At 31.6% G+C, this 17,524-nt stretch carries 14 protein-coding genes and 2 pseudogenes; 9 read left to right on the top strand and 7 right to left on the bottom strand.

The features are described 5' to 3' along the window. Positions 1 to 398, bottom strand: a 398-nt coding sequence (locus JCM14822_RS03675) for a hypothetical protein (RefSeq protein WP_054739758.1), incomplete at its 3' end; no start/stop codon positions are given. A gap of 171 nt (positions 399 to 569) precedes the next feature. Between JCM14822_RS03675 and JCM14822_RS03670 the strand changes: the two genes are divergently transcribed. Continuing rightward, positions 570 to 1,628 carry a YkvI family membrane protein gene (locus JCM14822_RS03670; protein WP_054739756.1) on the top strand — a complete coding sequence of 353 codons (1,059 nt, stop codon included), beginning with the start codon at positions 570 to 572 and terminating at the stop codon, positions 1,626 to 1,628. 232 nt (positions 1,629 to 1,860) lie between these two features. Here the strand turns inward: JCM14822_RS03670 and JCM14822_RS03665 are convergent, their stop codons facing one another. The 4 genes and pseudogenes from JCM14822_RS03665 to JCM14822_RS24390 form a co-directional block, all read right to left on the bottom strand. After that, the gene (locus JCM14822_RS03665; protein WP_054739754.1) at positions 1,861 to 2,370 is read right to left on the bottom strand and encodes a DUF4358 domain-containing protein; all 510 of its coding nucleotides are present in this window, start codon (positions 2,368 to 2,370) and stop codon (positions 1,861 to 1,863) included. Between the two features lie 195 nt (positions 2,371 to 2,565). After that, positions 2,566 to 3,342 carry an MORN repeat-containing protein gene (locus JCM14822_RS03660; RefSeq protein WP_054739752.1) on the bottom strand — a complete coding sequence of 259 codons (777 nt, stop codon included), beginning with the start codon at positions 3,340 to 3,342 and terminating at the stop codon, positions 2,566 to 2,568. 96 nt (positions 3,343 to 3,438) lie between these two features. Continuing rightward, the gene (locus JCM14822_RS03655; RefSeq protein ID WP_054739750.1) at positions 3,439 to 3,972 is read right to left on the bottom strand and encodes a nucleoside recognition domain-containing protein; all 534 of its coding nucleotides are present in this window, start codon (positions 3,970 to 3,972) and stop codon (positions 3,439 to 3,441) included. After that, a pseudogene (locus tag JCM14822_RS24390) lies at positions 3,969 to 4,549 on the bottom strand (nucleoside recognition domain-containing protein). Before JCM14822_RS24390 ends, JCM14822_RS03655 begins: the two are co-directional and overlap by 4 nt. Before the next feature lie 427 nt (positions 4,550 to 4,976). Here JCM14822_RS24390 and JCM14822_RS03645 point away from each other — a divergent pair. From JCM14822_RS03645 to JCM14822_RS03610, 8 genes and pseudogenes are all read left to right on the top strand, one after another. After that, positions 4,977 to 5,237 (top strand): AbrB/MazE/SpoVT family DNA-binding domain-containing protein, encoded by a 261-nt coding sequence (locus tag JCM14822_RS03645; RefSeq protein WP_054739748.1) that lies wholly within the window; start codon positions 4,977 to 4,979, stop codon positions 5,235 to 5,237. 172 nt (positions 5,238 to 5,409) lie between these two features. After that, positions 5,410 to 6,891 (top strand): GTP pyrophosphokinase, encoded by a 1,482-nt coding sequence (locus tag JCM14822_RS03640; RefSeq protein WP_054739746.1) that lies wholly within the window; start codon positions 5,410 to 5,412, stop codon positions 6,889 to 6,891. A 19-nt stretch (positions 6,892 to 6,910) separates the two neighbouring features. Continuing rightward, positions 6,911 to 7,315 (top strand): response regulator, encoded by a 405-nt coding sequence (locus JCM14822_RS03635; RefSeq protein ID WP_054739744.1) that lies wholly within the window; start codon positions 6,911 to 6,913, stop codon positions 7,313 to 7,315. Between the two features lie 24 nt (positions 7,316 to 7,339). After that, on the top strand, positions 7,340 to 9,088 hold the full coding sequence (locus JCM14822_RS03630; RefSeq protein WP_054739742.1) for a sensor histidine kinase: 1,749 nt from the start codon (positions 7,340 to 7,342) through the stop codon (positions 9,086 to 9,088). 113 nt (positions 9,089 to 9,201) lie between these two features. Further along, positions 9,202 to 10,446, top strand: coding sequence for an ABC transporter substrate-binding protein (locus tag JCM14822_RS03625; RefSeq protein ID WP_054739740.1), 1,245 nt, complete (start codon positions 9,202 to 9,204; stop codon positions 10,444 to 10,446). A gap of 85 nt (positions 10,447 to 10,531) precedes the next feature. After that, positions 10,532 to 12,825: pseudogene (locus JCM14822_RS03620) on the top strand (hydratase). 109 nt (positions 12,826 to 12,934) lie between these two features. Further along, positions 12,935 to 13,126, top strand: coding sequence for a hypothetical protein (locus JCM14822_RS03615; RefSeq protein ID WP_054739738.1), 192 nt, complete (start codon positions 12,935 to 12,937; stop codon positions 13,124 to 13,126). A gap of 158 nt (positions 13,127 to 13,284) precedes the next feature. Then, positions 13,285 to 14,922, top strand: a complete 1,638-nt coding sequence (locus JCM14822_RS03610; RefSeq protein WP_054739737.1) for a Na/Pi cotransporter family protein — start codon at positions 13,285 to 13,287, stop codon at positions 14,920 to 14,922. Between the two features lie 272 nt (positions 14,923 to 15,194). Here JCM14822_RS03610 and JCM14822_RS03605 read toward each other — a convergent pair whose 3' ends face one another. Together JCM14822_RS03605 and JCM14822_RS03600 are read right to left on the bottom strand one after the other, a co-directional pair. Further along, on the bottom strand, positions 15,195 to 16,193 hold the full coding sequence (locus tag JCM14822_RS03605) for a zinc dependent phospholipase C family protein (RefSeq protein ID WP_054739734.1): 999 nt from the start codon (positions 16,191 to 16,193) through the stop codon (positions 15,195 to 15,197). Between the two features lie 113 nt (positions 16,194 to 16,306). Then, positions 16,307 to 17,365: a glycosyltransferase family 4 protein gene (locus tag JCM14822_RS03600; protein WP_083461246.1), complete on the bottom strand. Its 1,059-nt coding sequence runs from the start codon at positions 17,363 to 17,365 to the stop codon at positions 16,307 to 16,309. Positions 17,366 to 17,524 lie beyond the last annotated feature (159 nt).

Raw genomic sequence — 17,524 nt, 5'->3', positions numbered from 1 at the left:
TCGCTAGAATAACTGTCAGAAGAATAGCGAGCAGAAGAATCACCATATGAGTAGCTTCTAGAAGAATTATTATAAGATTTATTGTAAGAAGAGGTATCAGAACTGTATGCATGAGGGAATTCATCAGAGAAGTCATCGTTAGAGTAGCTATAAGAGTCAGAGTTTTGAGGACAACTACTATAGTCGCTAAAATCGAAATAGAAATCGTCGAGAGCATCTTTTACACAGTCTACGAATTCAAATGCAGCTTTATAAATATTTTTATTATCAGGACTACAGTTGCCATGGTTATTATCAATTTTATCATAAAAGTTATCAAGCGTTTCATCAATTACATCAATGAAATCTAATGCTGCTTTACAACTTGGTTTATGTGAGTTATTAGATTTAGTACCCATTAATAAGCCCCTTCCATAGTTTGATTTGAGTAATCTCACTCACTTCTATAATATGCAAACTACCAAAAAATGCTAATAATTTAATAGTTTTTTAACATATATTAAAATTGGAAGAATATACATAATCTTAGGATAAACTCTAAATAAAGGAGATATAAGTGAGGGGATACTATGAAACGGATTATTTTAATCATCCAAATTGCTATGATTTTTATAGGAAGTATAGTGGGTGCTGGGGTATGTTCTGGAAGAGAACTGAATCAATTCTTTGCAACTTATGGTATTGCAGGTTTTATAGGAATCATATTATGTGGCTTATTATATATCGTGTTTAGTAAGATAATAGTAGATATTAGCATGAAGGAAAATGTATCATCATATAATGAATTTGTAGATTTGGTATGTCCTAAATGGGTAGCTAAATTCATTAATGTTGTACTCACATTATTTTTATTAAGTAGTACATCAATCATATTGGCAGGGAGTGGAGCTTTATTAAATCAATATTTTCAAATTCCTAAATGGGTGGGGATATTGATTATGGTAGGCTGTAGCAGTATTTTTTTAATGCGTAATACAGAAGGATTATTTGAGGTAAACTCTGTCGTGGTTCCAACATTGGTGACGATTATGACGGCAATTTTTATAGACTATGTATATCATAATCCATTTACTTTAGATTTTGAATATATGCGTTTTATTCCACCACAGAAAGAACATTTATTAATTTCGACATTAGTATATGTAAGTTTTAATATATTAACTATTATAGGTGTTATCGTACCTTTAACAACAGATATAAAGAAACCCAAGGAGATTGAAATAGGAATTATTGTGGGAAGTAGTGTATTAACGATTATTAGCATGTATATTATATTTTTAATGTTAGTTAATCCGTTCTACCCTAAAATGTATGAAATGCCACTACTAGCTATAGCTATGAAAATGAGCCGATGGCTTAAGATAGCAATGCTAGGTGTAATGTGGCTTGAAATGTTTTCTTCTCAGGTTTCTAATGTTTATAGTTTATCTTATTTTTTAAGAAACAAATTTAATATAGCTTATAATAGGGGCATTTTTATTGTTGTATTAATTGCATTACCTTTTTCTGGTATAGGATTTGCTAAGCTCGTAGAAATTTTATATCCAATGTATGGTATCTTAAGTCTTGTTTTTCTACTATATTGCATTATCTATTTTTATAAGTTAAAAAAAGAAACTAATAATTGATTTTACTCTAAAGTTTGTAATCATCAATCCCACAGAGTAATCAACAAAAATAGAAGCGAGCATAAGTAATAGGTACTTAGGCTCACCTCAAGAATAAAATAATAGACTTAAAAGAAGTAGTGTAATATTTTTTAGCTTATGAGGCACAAGAAAGTAAATAATTAATGTAAAAGGTAGAAATATAAATATAAAAAAAGGCTACTAAATACCATTATAATAAGAACTCCTTATTTTATTGGAAGTAACTATTTATAATATCTTCAGCTTTTTGCATATCTTCATTAATTGTATCTTCTGCTTCACCTAAAATAATAAGAAAGGCATAATCACCGCGAACAATAACGCTACCAGCTTGAGCTTTTTGATATTGCTCAGGTAAATATTGTGCAAATGAATCAATTAAATCTTGCTGACGTTGTTTAAGAGCAGAGACAACTGTATCAATTTTACCTGGTACAGCTTTAACAGCAACAACGGTATCACAAGAGGTAATAGTCATAGCAGCTACACCAGCATAAGTTTCTACATTATTCATATCCATATAATAAAGATCAACAAGAGTGGCATCATTAACAGGTTCAGGCATTTGAAGTGAAATTTGTACTTGAATTTCATCTACAATATCTGATAAAGTGACACCTTTTTTTAGTGTGGTACTATCACCATTTGTACAAGCACAAAAGCAAAATAGACAGGCGCCAATAATAAGACAAAATGCAAAGAGTTTATATAATCTTTTCATAGAATCACCTTTCCAAAATAAATAAAATTTAATTTTGAAATTAGTATGTGTTTCAAATAGCTAGAATATGTATTAAGTTATGTAAAAGGGTGGTTGGAAGAAAGACGAGGGATTTAAATGAGGGGACAAAAAAGGAGCTGCTGCGAAATGAAGTTCGTAGCAGCTCCTTTAGAGTTTGTACTATAATAATGTATATTAATTTGTGTTAGGTTTACCATACTCAGGTACTGAGATTAAAATGTCTTCATCAAAGATACATTCATATTGCATACCTGAAGCTTCTTGATAAGTTCCGTTACCATGTTTAAAGCCATTTTTAAAGTCACCGATATATTTGTCACCATTAGCGTATGTAATCATACCTTTACCAGTCATTTGACCTTCTAAAAAGTCACCACGATATACAGTGCCATTATTCCAAGTAAAGCAGCCTTTGCCATGAGGTAAAGATTCGAGTAAATCACCTTCATAAACCCCATCAGATACAGAAAGTTTCCCCACACCTGTTTCCATACCATCTTTGAAATCACCCTCGTAACGATCCCCATTAGCATAAATTGCTGTACCATACCCTTGAAGTTGGCCTTTTGTAAAATTACCTTCAAACAGTGTGCCGTCTGCTTCATGTAATTTACCGCGTCCTTCATAAATACCGTTTACAAAACGACCTTCATAATAACTACCATCTGTGAAGCGTTGAACCCCCATACCAGTACGTTCACCTTTATGAAAAGCACCTTCATATGTGCTATCATCCTCTAAATAGGCCTTACCTTCACCTTCAGGAAATCCGTTTGAAAAGTGTCCTTCGTAGCAAAGCTTACCATCTTCATTGTAGTATTTACCTAATCCGTGGAAATTTGAGCCTTTAATACTACCTTCATACATTACTTTTCCATTTTTGTGGTACCATGTCTCATTTTCATAAACATCTGAGGAACCAAATATTAAAGATTTTATTTTATCTAACATAATAAATTCTCCTTACAAGCTTCATTAGTAAAAGGCACATAATATATCATTATTATAACATTTTTAGAGGAAAAACAATATATGCTATGATAAAAATTATATTCCAAAAGTAAATAATGTGAGATAGTATGCAAATATAAAACCAACAAGTGTCGCTAAAAGTGCACCAAGTAAAGTATACCGGCTTTTAGTGACTTTAATTGTCATATAGTAGAGTGACATAGTATAGAATACCGTTTCAGTACAGCTAAACATGATGGCAACTAAACGTCCCATAAAAGAATCTGGACCGTAAGTTTTGAATACATCCAGTATAAGTCCAGTAGTTGCAGAAGAAGAAAAGGTACGCATTAAAGCAATGGGAACAGCTTCGACAGGAAACTTAGACCACTTGAAAAGCGGGCTAATGAGCAGACATAAACCATCTAAAGCACCAGAAGCACGAAGCATACCAACTGCAACTAAAAGGCCTACTAGAGTAGGCAGAATATCTAATACGACTTTAATACCAGCAGCAGCTCCCTCTATAAAAGTTTCATAAACATTAATCCCTTTTAGAAGGCCATAGATAATAATAAAAGCAATAATAATAGGAATAATCCAATCTGAAATTGTAACTAAGATACTCATTTTCTATGCCTCCTTTCCATAAATTTTGTAAATACAATAGCTATAAAGGTAGAGGCATAAGTAGCTAAAATACATGGTCCAATAATATCTGTAGGATTGATGCTGCCATAGCTTGCCCTATAAGAAATAATGGTAATAGGAATCAGCTGGATCGAGGACATATTGACGATTAAAAACATACACATAGCATTAGTTGCTGTATGTGAATCTTTATTAAGCTTTTGTAATTCTATCATAGCTTTAAGGCCAGGTGGGGTAGCAGCCCAGCCAAGACCTAGAAAATTGGCAACGAAATTAGTGGCTATGTATTTACGTGCTGGATGATTACGTGGAACGTTAGGAAATAAAAAGTCTAAGATAGGGGTCATTTTTTTGCAAGTGCATCAATGAGTCCAGCTTTTTCAGCAATACGCATAATGCCCATCCACATACAGAGAATGCCACAAGTTTTAATGCAAATTGTTACAGCATCTTCAGAAGCATTAAGTGCTGCAGTTGTAATGGTACTCATACCACCTCTAAAACCAGCAATAATGACTGCAAATATAATCATGAAACTCCAAAGATAATTTAGCATAGTCATGTTCCTTTCTTAAGAATGAATAACGCTTGTCTTTACTAAATATATGCGCTATATAAAAGAACATGTACATATTTAAAAAGAAAATTAAATATGTAAATAAAAGAGAAAAGAAAAGATGTATGAGGATGTGGAACGTTTTTGCAGTGTAAAAAGTTGTTTTTATAAAAATAGGCAAAAAAAGCCTAGATTAGACATTTTGAGTGGAGTACATTCTACAATAAAATATTAAAATATATGCACCATATAATTATTCGACAAATATTATATATTAAGGTAGGAAAAAAATTTACAAAAGTATAAAAAAATACAAAAAAATATTTGACTTTAATTGCTAATTATGGTACTTTATAATTAACACATGGAAAATATTGTGAATATTATGAGAGAAAAAATTACATTTTTTTAAAGGGAGAGGATGTTAGTGAAATCAACAGGTATTGTAAGAAAGGTAGACGAATTAGGGAGAGTAGTATTACCAATCGAATTAAGAAGAAATTTAGATATCAATGAAAAAGATGCATTAGAAATCTTCGTAGATGATGACAAAATTGTACTTAAAAAATACGAACCAGCTGACATTTTCAATGGAAGTATGGAAGACCTTATTGATTACAAAGGTAAAAAAGTTGCTAAAGCTACTATTATTGAATTAGCTAGATTAGCAGGGTTAGAGTTAAAATAATTAAAAAGTAACTAATTATACAAAGAAAAGACCTTTTTTAAGGTCTTTTCTTGTTATTTATGACTCTTACTACTATTAATATTATAGTTTAGTATAATATTAATAGTAGATTAGTACTTATGGGAATAATTAGAGAGTAGAAAAAGGAGAAGGGTTTAAAGGAGCTAAGGACATGGAATTAAAGCTATTTGATTTTATAGAGGATGTACTTACGCATCTGGAGAAAATGAAGCCACATTTAGAAAATGCTAGTGAAGAAATTGAAGAATTTTTTGAGGAGTTTCTAGAGGAAACAAAGAGGGGTTACATTAGCATTGAATCACGTGTAAAATCTGCTAAGAGTTTAAAGGAAAAAATTATTCGTAACCATTACTATCAGAAGTATGAAAATAAGGAAGCATTATTTGAAAATGTACCTGATATTATAGGGATTCGTTTAGGATGTAAGTTTATAGAAGATGAAGCGGATATTTATAAAGGGCTTAAGAAGTATTTTACTGAGAAGTGTGAAGAAGAAGGATTTTATTATAGTTTGAAAAATCCTTGTGTTGTTTTAGATTTTAGAGGGAAACAACCTCAGGAACAGAAAAATGGTATGAAAATTTATCGTATTGATGGAAAATATATTACAGGAGAGGGTACGATTAATTTTGAGATGCAAATTAAGGCATTAGTTAATATATTTTGGAGTGAAATCGAACATAAGATTATTTATAAAAATTACAACTATATTATAGAAGATAAGTTCTATAAGGATATTATGAAATCTATAAAAAATAGTTTAACAACTATTGATCAACAGCTTCTGTTAATATCAAATCAATTTAATCAAGAAGGAAATAGGAAATATGCAACAAGAGAAGAACAGTTAGAAAAGCTTATTTCTAAGATTATTTATGATATTTTTGCAGAGCGTATGAGAGAAAGTTTAGGTGTACTTGTAGATTTTAGATCATCTTGTGAAGCCATTGTACGTTATGTTTTTAGAGATGCATTAGATAGTGATCTTGAGCGCTATAATAATAATTTACTTATTGGGCTTGAGAAGATTAGGCAGATAGATAGAAGTAATATTGATTTTAGAAATCGTCTTGAGTTTGAGCGTGAACCTGTATTTAGAAATGAACATACGGCTATTTTGGGACAGCATATTATACATTATATGAATGAAGAATTTCAATGGAACCTCTTCTTTAGAATACTGTTTCAGATAGAGATGGATGATAATATTGGGGACTTTGAAACATTTATTCATTACTATACAGATACAATCTATAAAAAGATTGCAGCAAGTAAACTCAGCAATAATTTTTCTGCTAAAGAAACAGAAAGTATTATTAATATGATTATGTTACAGTTTACGAAGACCTTTATTAAAATTAATTCGGTAGATTTATTGTATGATACTGTAGTTGAACAGATTATGAAAAATATCAATAACATAGTTGATGCGATTTATAAAAATATATTGACTTATGAGCAATGGGTAGAGGAATACGATATTTATATGGAGTTACTAGAAATTCGTTTACTTATGCTCTTTAATATAGATATTGAATCTGATAAGGCTTTAGCATTACTAGAACGTATCAGAATAACAAAATCAAACGTGGAAGTACCAAGGGGGATGCTCAAGTATATTTATAAATTATAACAAATTATGGGGGGATAATATGTTAAATGTACAAATTGTAGATGATGAACCAATTATTAGATTAGGTTTACAAAGGTTGATTGATTGGGAAGAAATGGGATTTGAGATTACATGTATAGCTCAAAATGGTAAACAAGCTTTAGAACAGTTAGAAACAGAAAGAGTAGATCTTATTATTACTGATATCGAGATGCCTATTATGAATGGACTTGATTTTATTAAAGAAGTAAGAGAAAAGGATAAAAATATAGAAATTGTTATATTAACTGCTTATGAAGATTTTGAATATGCTAAGACAGCTATTAGATGTGGCATTACACAATATATTCTTAAGCCTATAGAGGAAAAAGCAGTTATGCAGCTCTTGATGCAAATTAGACAAGATATAGAGGAGAAATCAGTACGTAAACATAGACTTATATAAATAGGTTTGAGGGGCGAAGTAAAGATGGGAGAAAAGAGTATTAGGTGGATACTTATAAGAAACTACCTTATTATAATGGCGATTTCATTAGCAATAGGTTCTATAATAATTGGTACAATTAATAAACAACGTGTACAGTGCAGGGAATATTTGGAGGATACACAGACACTTAAACGTACAACGGTTATTTTGGATTTATTAATTGAGGAAGTTAAAGGACAATCCATAGAAATAGTTGTAGATGAAGAGATTCAATCTGTATTAAATGACACATTAAAGGCAAGACAAAATATCGTAAAATCTATTTTGCATAAGTATATGATAAAAGATAATGATTTATCAGCTATATATATAATAGACTCTTATAACAATGTAATGTGTACGAGCAATGTAAGTGTGGAAAATAATGAAAGGGATTTTCTTAAGAAGTTTGATTTTATGTCTATTCGTCAAAAGGAAGGTGACTGTTATATTGCTCTTGCCACATATCCTAATGATATCCCAACTATTTATATTGCAAGAAGTATAAGATCAAGAGAAACAGGAGACATATTAGGCTACCTGTTTCTTTTTATAGATACAGACTATTTAAGGGAAAAGCTATCAGGAATTTTAGAGAAAATTGATTTTGAAATGTTGATAGCAGATAAGAGTGGCACTGTAATTAGTTTACCGAAAGGAAATAGGCTTGATAGAGTATATAAGCAGATTATAGGAAATACTGCGAAAGCTAAGGTTAAGAAGGAGTGGGAAAGTAAATATCATCATATAGAACTAGAAGATAGTGAGTCAAATATTAGGATTATAGGAAAATATATAGGACAAAGAAAAGATAATACATTGGAAATAATTTTATTAGGTGTTCATTTTATAAATATGGTATTTTTTATTTTAGCTATTTTCTTTATTGGTAAACAAGTTATTTATCCTTTAGAAAAAATTGCAATGTGTGCAGATGAAATTGCTACAGATAGTAAGAATATAGGTGGATTCGAAGATGATGGAAATTATAAAGAAATAAGTAGTATATGTCATGCATTAAATGAAATGCTACATAGAATTCAGCTTTTGGTAAGGCAAGCTAAGGAAAAAGAACGTATGTTAAAAGCCTTAGAGCTTTCAATGATTAATTATCAGGTTAATCCACACTTCTTATATAATACATTAAATAGTGTAAGTGTATTAGTTGCCATAGAAGATAAGGAACATGCAGTAGAGTTAATTAAAAGTTTAGCCAGATATTATAGAGCATGCCTTAATAAAGAAAAAGAATTAAATACTGTGGCACAAGAAATAGAAATCGCAAAAGAGTATTTAAATATAGCGTTATTAAAGAATCCTAATCTATTTGAAGTGATGTATGAAGTTGAGGAAGGAGTTAATGAATATATGATGCCACGTATGACGATTCAAATTCTTGTAGAAAATGCAGTGAAATATGCAATACGTACAATTAATGAACCACTTCAAATCTATGTAGGGGTAAAGAATGATATAGCACAAGAAAGATTTATTGTAGAAGTAAGAGATAATGGTAAGGGAATAGATGAAGAAACAGTAGAACATATCATAAAGGATGAAAAGATTCACAGTGAATCTGGCTTTGGTCTACGTTCTATCATTAAGAGAATACAGATAATATATAATATGCAAAATATAGAGGAAATCATTCGGATTGAAACAATTATAGGACATTATACCAAAATAAAATTGTATATACCGTGGAAAGTTTACAAAAGTGAGTTTGAAAATATGTCCTCAATTGACTGGTAGAACATGACAATAATATACAACAATAAAGGCTATTTTACCTCGAAAATGGCTATGATATAATCGTACAGTAAATTTTTGAGTATATAAAATATAGCATATAAGGGGTGGAGAGAGTGCATCATAATAAGATGCTAAATCATGTTGTTGCTGCAATAATTGTAGTCTTTGCATTGATTTCAGGGGAATTGTTTATCAGTATATTACATAACATGCAGGATGAAAAGAATATGGCTAATGAGTCATTAGTATCATCTCAAAATGAGTACAATATATGGATACCAAGTAATTTAGACGAAAAGATGATTAAAAGTATTTATACAAGTTACGATGAAGAAAAGATGGGTGTAAATTTTAAAATTACAATGTTTAGTGAAGAGATTTATGAAGATACATTAATCAATGCAGGTATTACTAATAAATTACCGGATATGTTTTATATAAAAAATAAGCAATGTTTAGAACAATTAGTAGAAATAGGCGGCATAATGGATTTAAGTGAATATGTTGCTACTAAGAGGCTTGATAGAAACTTTATGAAAGGTACATTAGAAGATTTTATGATTAATAGAAGAATCTATGGATTGCCAATTATGGGTGAGGAAAATGTACTATATTATAATGAAGATATATTTGAAGCTTGTAACATGACATATCCCAAGACTTATAAGGAGTTTATAGAAGTAATCAACCAATTTAAACAGATTCGTGTAATACCTTTATCAGTGGGAGGTGCATCCTATGAAAGTGTAAAATGTTATTTTCAAATGCTAGTAGAGAATTATGGGAATATAGAAGAGGCGGCAAGTGCATTAGAAGAACTGATTAAGTTAGAACCTTTTGAAAGAAAATATGAAGGTATAGAAGAGGGAGATGCACTGAGTACTTTCATACGAGGAGAAAGTGCAATGTTTATAGGAACAAGTACACAGGCAAGTTTACTAGAGGGGAACAGAGCAAGAAAGAAAAATTTTAAAGTAACTGCGTGTCCTATTGGCGATAAAAGTATTAACTTTGGTAACTATACTTATGGCTTTGTACTTAAATCGGGTAGTTCTTTTAATAGAGAGGAAGTAAGGGACTTTTATGAAAAATTTTCTAGAGATTTTTCATGGGAGATGACAGTTTTTAGAGGAAAAGGATTACCTGTTTATAAAAACCAAAAAATGGAGAAAACACGTTTTACATTGTTAAACAGCTGTAGTGAAATAATGAAAGAAAGTAGCAAAGAAGGAATGTGGAAGTATTTAATAGAGAGTATAACTAAGGAAAGGTTAAATGAGATATACAAAGAACAAATTATGGGGCTTTTTCAAGGTAAAATAGATAGCAAAACATTTTTAAGTACACTTGGTCTTTGATAAAATGTAATATTGTGTTATAATTTAGTACAAAAGTACAATTTTATAAATAATTTTAAATAATTTAGATTGGGGAGGCAGCAAGATGGTAAAGTTATTTGATAGCGGAGTTTACCTTGTAAATGGTAGAGAAATTGTAGCAGATAGCCAAGATGCTAAACAAGAGTTACTGCATAAATATGGTGTTACACTAGAATCAAAAGAAGCAGCAAGTGAAAATACAATGGCTTATGGTATTTTAAAAGCACATAATACTTCTGAGAATATGGATAAATTAAAAATCAGATTTGATGCAATGGCTTCTCATGATATTACTTATGTAGGAATCATTCAAACAGCTAGAGCTAGTGGACTTACAGAGTTTCCATTACCATATGTTTTAACAAACTGCCATAACAGTCTTTGTGCTGTAGGTGGAACAATTAATGAAGATGACCACATGTTTGGACTTTCAGCAGCTAAAAAATATGGTGGTATTTATGTACCAGCCCATCAAGCTGTTATTCACCAATTCATGCGTGAATGATGAGTGGTTGTGGCAGAATGATTTTAGGTTCAGATAGCCACACACGCTATGGTGCCCTTGGAACAATGGCAATCGGTGAAGGTGGTGGGGAACTTGCAAAACAACTTCTCCGCAAGACATATGATGTAAATCGTCCAGGCGTTGTAGCAGTCTATTTAACAGGTGCTCCAACTAAAGGCGTAGGACCTCAAGACGTGGCACTTGCAATCATTGGTGCAGTATTCAAAAATGGTTATGTTAAAAATAAAGTAATGGAATTCGTTGGGGACGGTATCGAAAATCTTAGCGTAGAATACAGAAATGGTATTGATGTTATGACTACAGAAACAACATGTCTTTCTTCTATTTGGGAAACAGATCATGCAGTAGAAGAATACTTTGATATACATGGTAGAAAAGAAGCTTACAAAGAACTTAAACCAGGTAATGTAGCTTACTATGATGGTGCAATCATTGTAGATTTATCAAAAGTTAAACCTATGATTGCTTTACCATTCCACCCAAGTAATACATATACAATTGAAGACCTTAATGCAAACTTAGATGAAATTTTAGCTAAAGTAGAAAAAGAAGCTGCTGAAAAATTCGCAAGCTCTAAGGCACACTTTACATTAAGAGATAAAATTATTAATGGTAGATTACAAGTCCAACAAGGTGTTATTGCTGGATGCGCTGGTGGTACATATGACAACATCTGTGATGCAGCAGATATCTTAAGAGGTAGTACAATTGGTAGTGGTGAATATGCACTTAGCGTATATCCATCAAGTCAACCAACATTTATGAGCCTTCTTAAAAATGGTTCAATTGCTGATCTTATGGCGGCTGGTGCAACAATTAGGACAGCATTCTGTGGTCCATGTTTCGGTGCTGGAGATGTACCTCCTAATAATGGTCTTAGTATTCGTCACTCTACACGTAACTTCCCTAATCGTGAAGGTTCTAAACCAAGCGATGGTCAACTTTCAGGAGTTGCACTTATGGATGCTAGAAGTATTGCAGCAACTTCACTTAATGGTGGTAAACTTACAGCAGCTACAGATATCGATGTAAACTTTACAAAACCTAAATACTTCTTTGATAAATCTATTTATGAAACACGTTGTTATAATGGTGTAGGTAAAGCTGACAAGGAAGCAGAACTTAAATTTGGGCCAAACATTACAGACTGGCCAGAAATGTCTAACCTTACAGATAACTTAGTGCTTAAAGTTGTAGCAGAAATCGATGATGCCGTTACAACTACTGATGAACTTATTCCATCAGGAGAAACATCAAGTTATCGTTCAAATCCACTTCGTTTAGCAGAGTTTACACTTTCTCGTCGTGTACCAGAATATGTAGGACGTGCAAAAGAAGTACAAAAAGCTGAAGCAGCAAGGCTCGCTGGTAATAATCCAGTTGAAGCACTTCCAGAATTAGAAACTGTATTTGAAAAAATTAAAGCTGTAGCGGGATTTGAAAATATTGACCCTAAAGCAACAGGTATTGGTAGCACAATTTATGCTAACAAACCAGGAGATGGCTCAGCTCGTGAACAAGCTGCATCTTGTCAAAAAGTATTAGGTGGATGGGCTAACATTGCAAGAGAATATGCTACAAAACGTTATCGTTCAAATCTTATTAACTGGGGTATGTTACCATTTACATTAGATGAAGAGCAAGTATTCACAAATGGTGATTACATCTTTGTTCCAGGTATTAGAGAAGCTGTAGCAAACAAAGTAGCAAGTATTAAAGCTTATGTAATCAGGGAAACAACTAAAACATTTAACCTTACATTAAGTGATTTGACAGATGATGAAAGAGCTATTATTTTAGCAGGTTGCTTAATTAACTATTATAGAGATTAATAAAAATGTAGATTAATAAAAATGTTTTAAAGGAGTACTGACTAGATTAGATTCTAGTGTACTCCTTTTAAATGCATTAAAGATGAATAGAGTAATTGGGGGTAATAGGATGATTGGTTTTATGCTGTATTTAAGTATTCCATTTTTAGCATTAGTAGCAATTCTTATTTTTGCACTTTTACGTAAAGTTAATAAAGAAGCAGGGAAATTCTATAAAGTCTGGGAAGTACTATTTGGTCTATCTCTTATAATCTTGATTGCTTGGGTCATAACTTTTGTGAAGGTAGGATTCTTTAGTTAATGGGTATAATGGTAATGGGACAAGCATAATATAAAGTAAGTCATGAAAAATATATCTAGAAATTAGAGATTTAACATAGATTTAATATAAATATAGCCTGAGTTTAAAGAGAGTTTAGTAGAATCTTAAGGGAAGACATATAAAAATGGAGGCTTATAATGGAGATTAGTGATGGTTTAAAATTACTAGGAGGCTTAGCGCTATTCTTGTATGGTATGAAGAAGATGAGTGAGGGATTAGAAGAAGCCGCTGGAAATAAGCTCAAGAAAATATTGGAGCGATTAACAAGCAATCGTTTTATGGGTATTATAGTTGGTGCCATTATTACAGCGATTATTCAAAGTTCATCAGCAACTACTGTTATGACAGTAGGATTCGTTAATTCAGGACTCATGAAATTAGAGCAAGCTGTATGGGTAATTATGGGAGCCAATATAGGTACTACAATTACAGGCCAATTGGTTGCATTAGATATAGGGACGATAGCACCGCTTATAGCCTTTATTGGTGTAATTATTATTATGACGGCTAAGGAACAACGCATGTCATGTATTGGTGAAATTGTAACAGGGTTAGGTGTATTATTTATAGGTATGAAATACATGGGTGATGCTATGGCACCACTAAGAGCATCACAAAAGTTTATTAGCATTATGACAAGTTTCTCAAATCCTCTTTATGGTATTATAGCAGGTATGATTTTCACAGCAATTATTCAAAGTTCATCAGCTTCTATTGGTATTCTACAAACATTGGCAGTATCAGGACTCATAGGATTTGATGGTGCAGTCTATGTGCTATTTGGACAAAATATTGGAACTTGTATTACTGCTATATTTGCAAGTATTGGTGCTAATAGAAATGCTAAACGTACTACAGTTATTCATTTATTATTTAATACAATTGGTACATTGATCTTTGTACCATTATGTATGTTTTTACCGATTGCAGATATTGTAGCAAGTTGGACACCTAATAATATAGCAGGACAAATTGCTAATATGCATACGGTATTTAATATAGCAACTACATTACTCTTAGCACCTTTTGGTGTTTATCTCACTCAATTAGCAATTAAGATTTTGCCAGGTGAAAATGAAAAAGAAACTAAGATGACACTTAAATATGTAAATGAACACAATATTGGTGGTACAGCAATTGCTATCTCAGAAATTTATCATGAAGTAGGGCATATGCTCATTATTGCGATGGAAAATGTGAAAGATGCTTTTGAAACAATTATTCAAGATAATGATAAAGATTTAAAAACAATTAATGAAAAAGAAGAGTACTTAGATTACTTAAATACAGAGATTACAAGATATATTTCGAAGATTTCTGCTTATGAAGTGCCAGCAACAGATGCAAAGAAGATTAATACACTCTTTAAAATTACAGGAGATATTGAGCGTATTGGGGATCATGCATTAAATATTGCAGAGTACATAATTATAATTAATGAAAAGGACATTAAGTTAACGAGTGATGCAAAAAGGGAACTTTTAAGACTGCGTAATAATATACTTGAAAGTTTAAAGGCCGTTACAATTGTAGACTCTACTAACTTAACACAGGTTTTAGAAAAGATTACACAGTCAGAAGAAGCGATTGATGAAATGTGTCTTGAGTTTAGACAAAACCAAATCGACCGTATGAATGAAAAGGCTTGTACAGTAGAAGCCTGTGTAATCTACAGTGAACTTTTAACAGATATTGAGAGAATCTCAGACCATCTTATGAACATAATAGAAGGGTGTAAACGAGGTAATCTAACATTTAAAAATAAAATTTTATAGAAATAAACATGAAAATGTTAAAATCAGAACGCTTATTCAATATATATGTAATACATTAAAATATTTTTATGAATATGTTAGAGCCTCTCATGAATTTGATGACGAAGAAACTAGGGATTTATTAATTCCTCAAAAATAGTGTGTAGTGAGGTTACACAGGAGTATATTGATAAGAATATTGAGTATTGCAGAGAATTTAGACTGATATAGTAAATCATAAAGAGCCATAATATATTTAGAAACATTCTAAGTATATTACGGCTCTATTTATTTTAGGAAAATATATTTATATCAGGACTAAAATATTTCATTGGTCGTACATCATTGATAGGCAAACCAGTTAAGTAAGAATGATTTGGTACATGGTATCTAAAATCTTCACTGGATAGATTAGATGTTGCAAAATCATATGTTGCTAAAAGGAGCAAAGTGCTTTTTTTAGTAGCATTTCTAAGTAAGTCATAAAAACTAAATGTATAGACGTTACCGGTTACTGGATGTAGCCAAACATGTCTTGATTTATTTAAGTAATCTACATCGGGGTTAATACAGTGGAAGTATGAAAAGGTTGTTGCATAAGTACTAATTTGTTTTGGTAAAAGTGGTGAAGCAAAGTTTGCAAAAACCTTTTTTGCCCCGAGCTGATCATAAGTTAGTTTAAAATAAGTACGTGTATCTTCGTAAGAAGTACTAAAAAGCTTACCACCACCGTTAATGCCGTAGAGTAGAAAGAGCATTTCATCATATAAATTCACGATACTAGAAGGAATAGATATATTTTTTAATATGTGTTTATGAATTCTGAACCTAGAAGCTTTGATACCAAATTTTTCTTCACAGAGAATACTATCAATAGCAATTTCTATTTTCTTATGAAGACCTTTGTATTTATAAGTTTCAGGCTGTCCTTCTATATAACGTCCCCCTAAATAAAAGATATAGGGGTGAGCAAGTCCATCTAAAATGTAATGGCATAAGAAACCGCTTAAGTAACTTAAAGTTTCTTTAAATTCCTTAGAATCTGTGTCATATTTTCGAATATGACATAATGAAGATACTAAAAAGTCCCCAGTTTTTTCAGTATGCATACGACTTGCAACAGATGCCTTATTGCCTGTTAAGCCTAAGTGATGATAATAAATAGGGTCTGGACCTTGAAGACCGATTAAGAATACGTCGAGATTTTCCTTTATAATTTTATATAAAGGAGATTGTTTGATATTATGTGCAGTATCTAGTCCGAAAATGTAATGAGTGATGATATCTGGCATGTAAAAAACTCCTTTTTCTACTTCAATATAATAAGTATAGCATTTAATGATTTTATACGATAGGGTGAGAAATTAATAAAAAAACTCCCATGAACAGGAGTTTTTGGATACAATTAATCCTCTTTACCTTTGTTAAAAGAAGTCATTTTACGAACTGTGAAATACAATAAGATTGCCATAGCGATAAATACTAAAACAGCGAATTTTAAATCACGGCTAAAGAATGCAATCGCAGTAAGTCCAAGTACGCTACTTACGCCATAAAGTGTAACAACAGCTTGTTTATGTGTATAGCCATTATCCACGAGGCGATGATGTAAGTGACCACGGTCAGCAGACATAATAGGTTTACCAGCTAAAAATCTTCTGATAATCGCAAAAGCTGTATCGAAGATAGGAAGTCCAAGTACAAGTACTGCAACAAAAATAGTTGCGATAGTATAACCTTTTAATAAGCCAAGTACTGATGTGATTCCAAGTGTAAATCCAAGGAATGTAGAACCTGTATCTCCCATAAAAATAGAAGCTGGATTAAAGTTATAAGGTAAGAATCCCATACAAGAACCTGCAAGAGTTGCTGTTAAAAGTGTAGCTGGTGGGAAACCTGCCTTAATAGAAAGAACCATGAGGCAAAGTGAAGCAATAGAAGAAACACCTGCTGCAAGTCCATCTAAACCATCAATTAAGTTAACTGCATTTGTAATGGATACAAGCCAAATGATAGTAGCTGGAATTGATAAAAGGTTTGTATAAACTGGATTATCACCGATAAAAGGAATAGAAAAGAAGTCTATTCTAATTCCACATAATGCTACAATAGTAGCAGCTATTAATTGAATGATAAATTTAATTTTTGCATTTAATTCATAAATGTCGTCAAAGAATCCAAGGATGAAGATAATGCTGCATCCAAGAACAATCCCTACAATTTGTTTAATATTCGTTAAAGGCATTTTCCATGTAACAAGTAAAAATGAAATCATGAAGCCAGTAAAAATCGCAATACCACCCATTCGTGGAATAGGCTTACTATGCATATCACGCTTTCTAGGTTTAGCAATTGCCCCTACTTTAAAGGCAATTTTTTTTGCTACAGGAGTCATGAAAAAAGATATAAAAAATGCCAATATAAAAGCTATAAAAGATAACGAAATGTAGCCTATATTGCCCATAAAGTTCATCTCCTTAAATATGTAAAAAATTTAGTACTAATAGGTTTAGTTTATTAGTGCTATTCTATTCAGACTTTAGGAGGTGTTAAATATTACATAAAACACGTTCCTGATAAATCGAGCTCACATTTTATAGATATAGCAATCTTATAAAATGTG

The organism is Cellulosilyticum ruminicola JCM 14822 (assembly GCF_001311925.1).
In the GTDB taxonomy this organism is placed as follows: domain Bacteria; phylum Bacillota; class Clostridia; order Lachnospirales; family Cellulosilyticaceae; genus Cellulosilyticum; species Cellulosilyticum ruminicola.
The sequence above is the reverse complement of the archived record's forward strand: the minus strand, read 5'-3'. Positions and strand labels throughout refer to the sequence as shown.

Coding starts and splice junctions, on each gene's coding strand:
- JCM14822_RS03670 (WP_054739756.1), top strand. CDS start 570: ATGAAACGGATTATTTTAATCATCCAAATTGCTATGATTTTTATAGGA.
- JCM14822_RS03665 (WP_054739754.1), bottom strand. CDS start 2,370: ATGAAAAGATTATATAAACTCTTTGCATTTTGTCTTATTATTGGCGCC.
- JCM14822_RS03660 (WP_054739752.1), bottom strand. CDS start 3,342: ATGTTAGATAAAATAAAATCTTTAATATTTGGTTCCTCAGATGTTTAT.
- JCM14822_RS03655 (WP_054739750.1), bottom strand. CDS start 3,972: ATGAGTATCTTAGTTACAATTTCAGATTGGATTATTCCTATTATTATT.
- JCM14822_RS03640 (WP_054739746.1), top strand. CDS start 5,410: ATGGAATTAAAGCTATTTGATTTTATAGAGGATGTACTTACGCATCTG.
- JCM14822_RS03635 (WP_054739744.1), top strand. CDS start 6,911: ATGTTAAATGTACAAATTGTAGATGATGAACCAATTATTAGATTAGGT.
- JCM14822_RS03630 (WP_054739742.1), top strand. CDS start 7,340: ATGGGAGAAAAGAGTATTAGGTGGATACTTATAAGAAACTACCTTATT.
- JCM14822_RS03615 (WP_054739738.1), top strand. CDS start 12,935: ATGATTGGTTTTATGCTGTATTTAAGTATTCCATTTTTAGCATTAGTA.
- JCM14822_RS03610 (WP_054739737.1), top strand. CDS start 13,285: ATGGAGATTAGTGATGGTTTAAAATTACTAGGAGGCTTAGCGCTATTC.
- JCM14822_RS03605 (WP_054739734.1), bottom strand. CDS start 16,193: ATGCCAGATATCATCACTCATTACATTTTCGGACTAGATACTGCACAT.
- JCM14822_RS03600 (WP_083461246.1), bottom strand. CDS start 17,365: ATGGGCAATATAGGCTACATTTCGTTATCTTTTATAGCTTTTATATTG.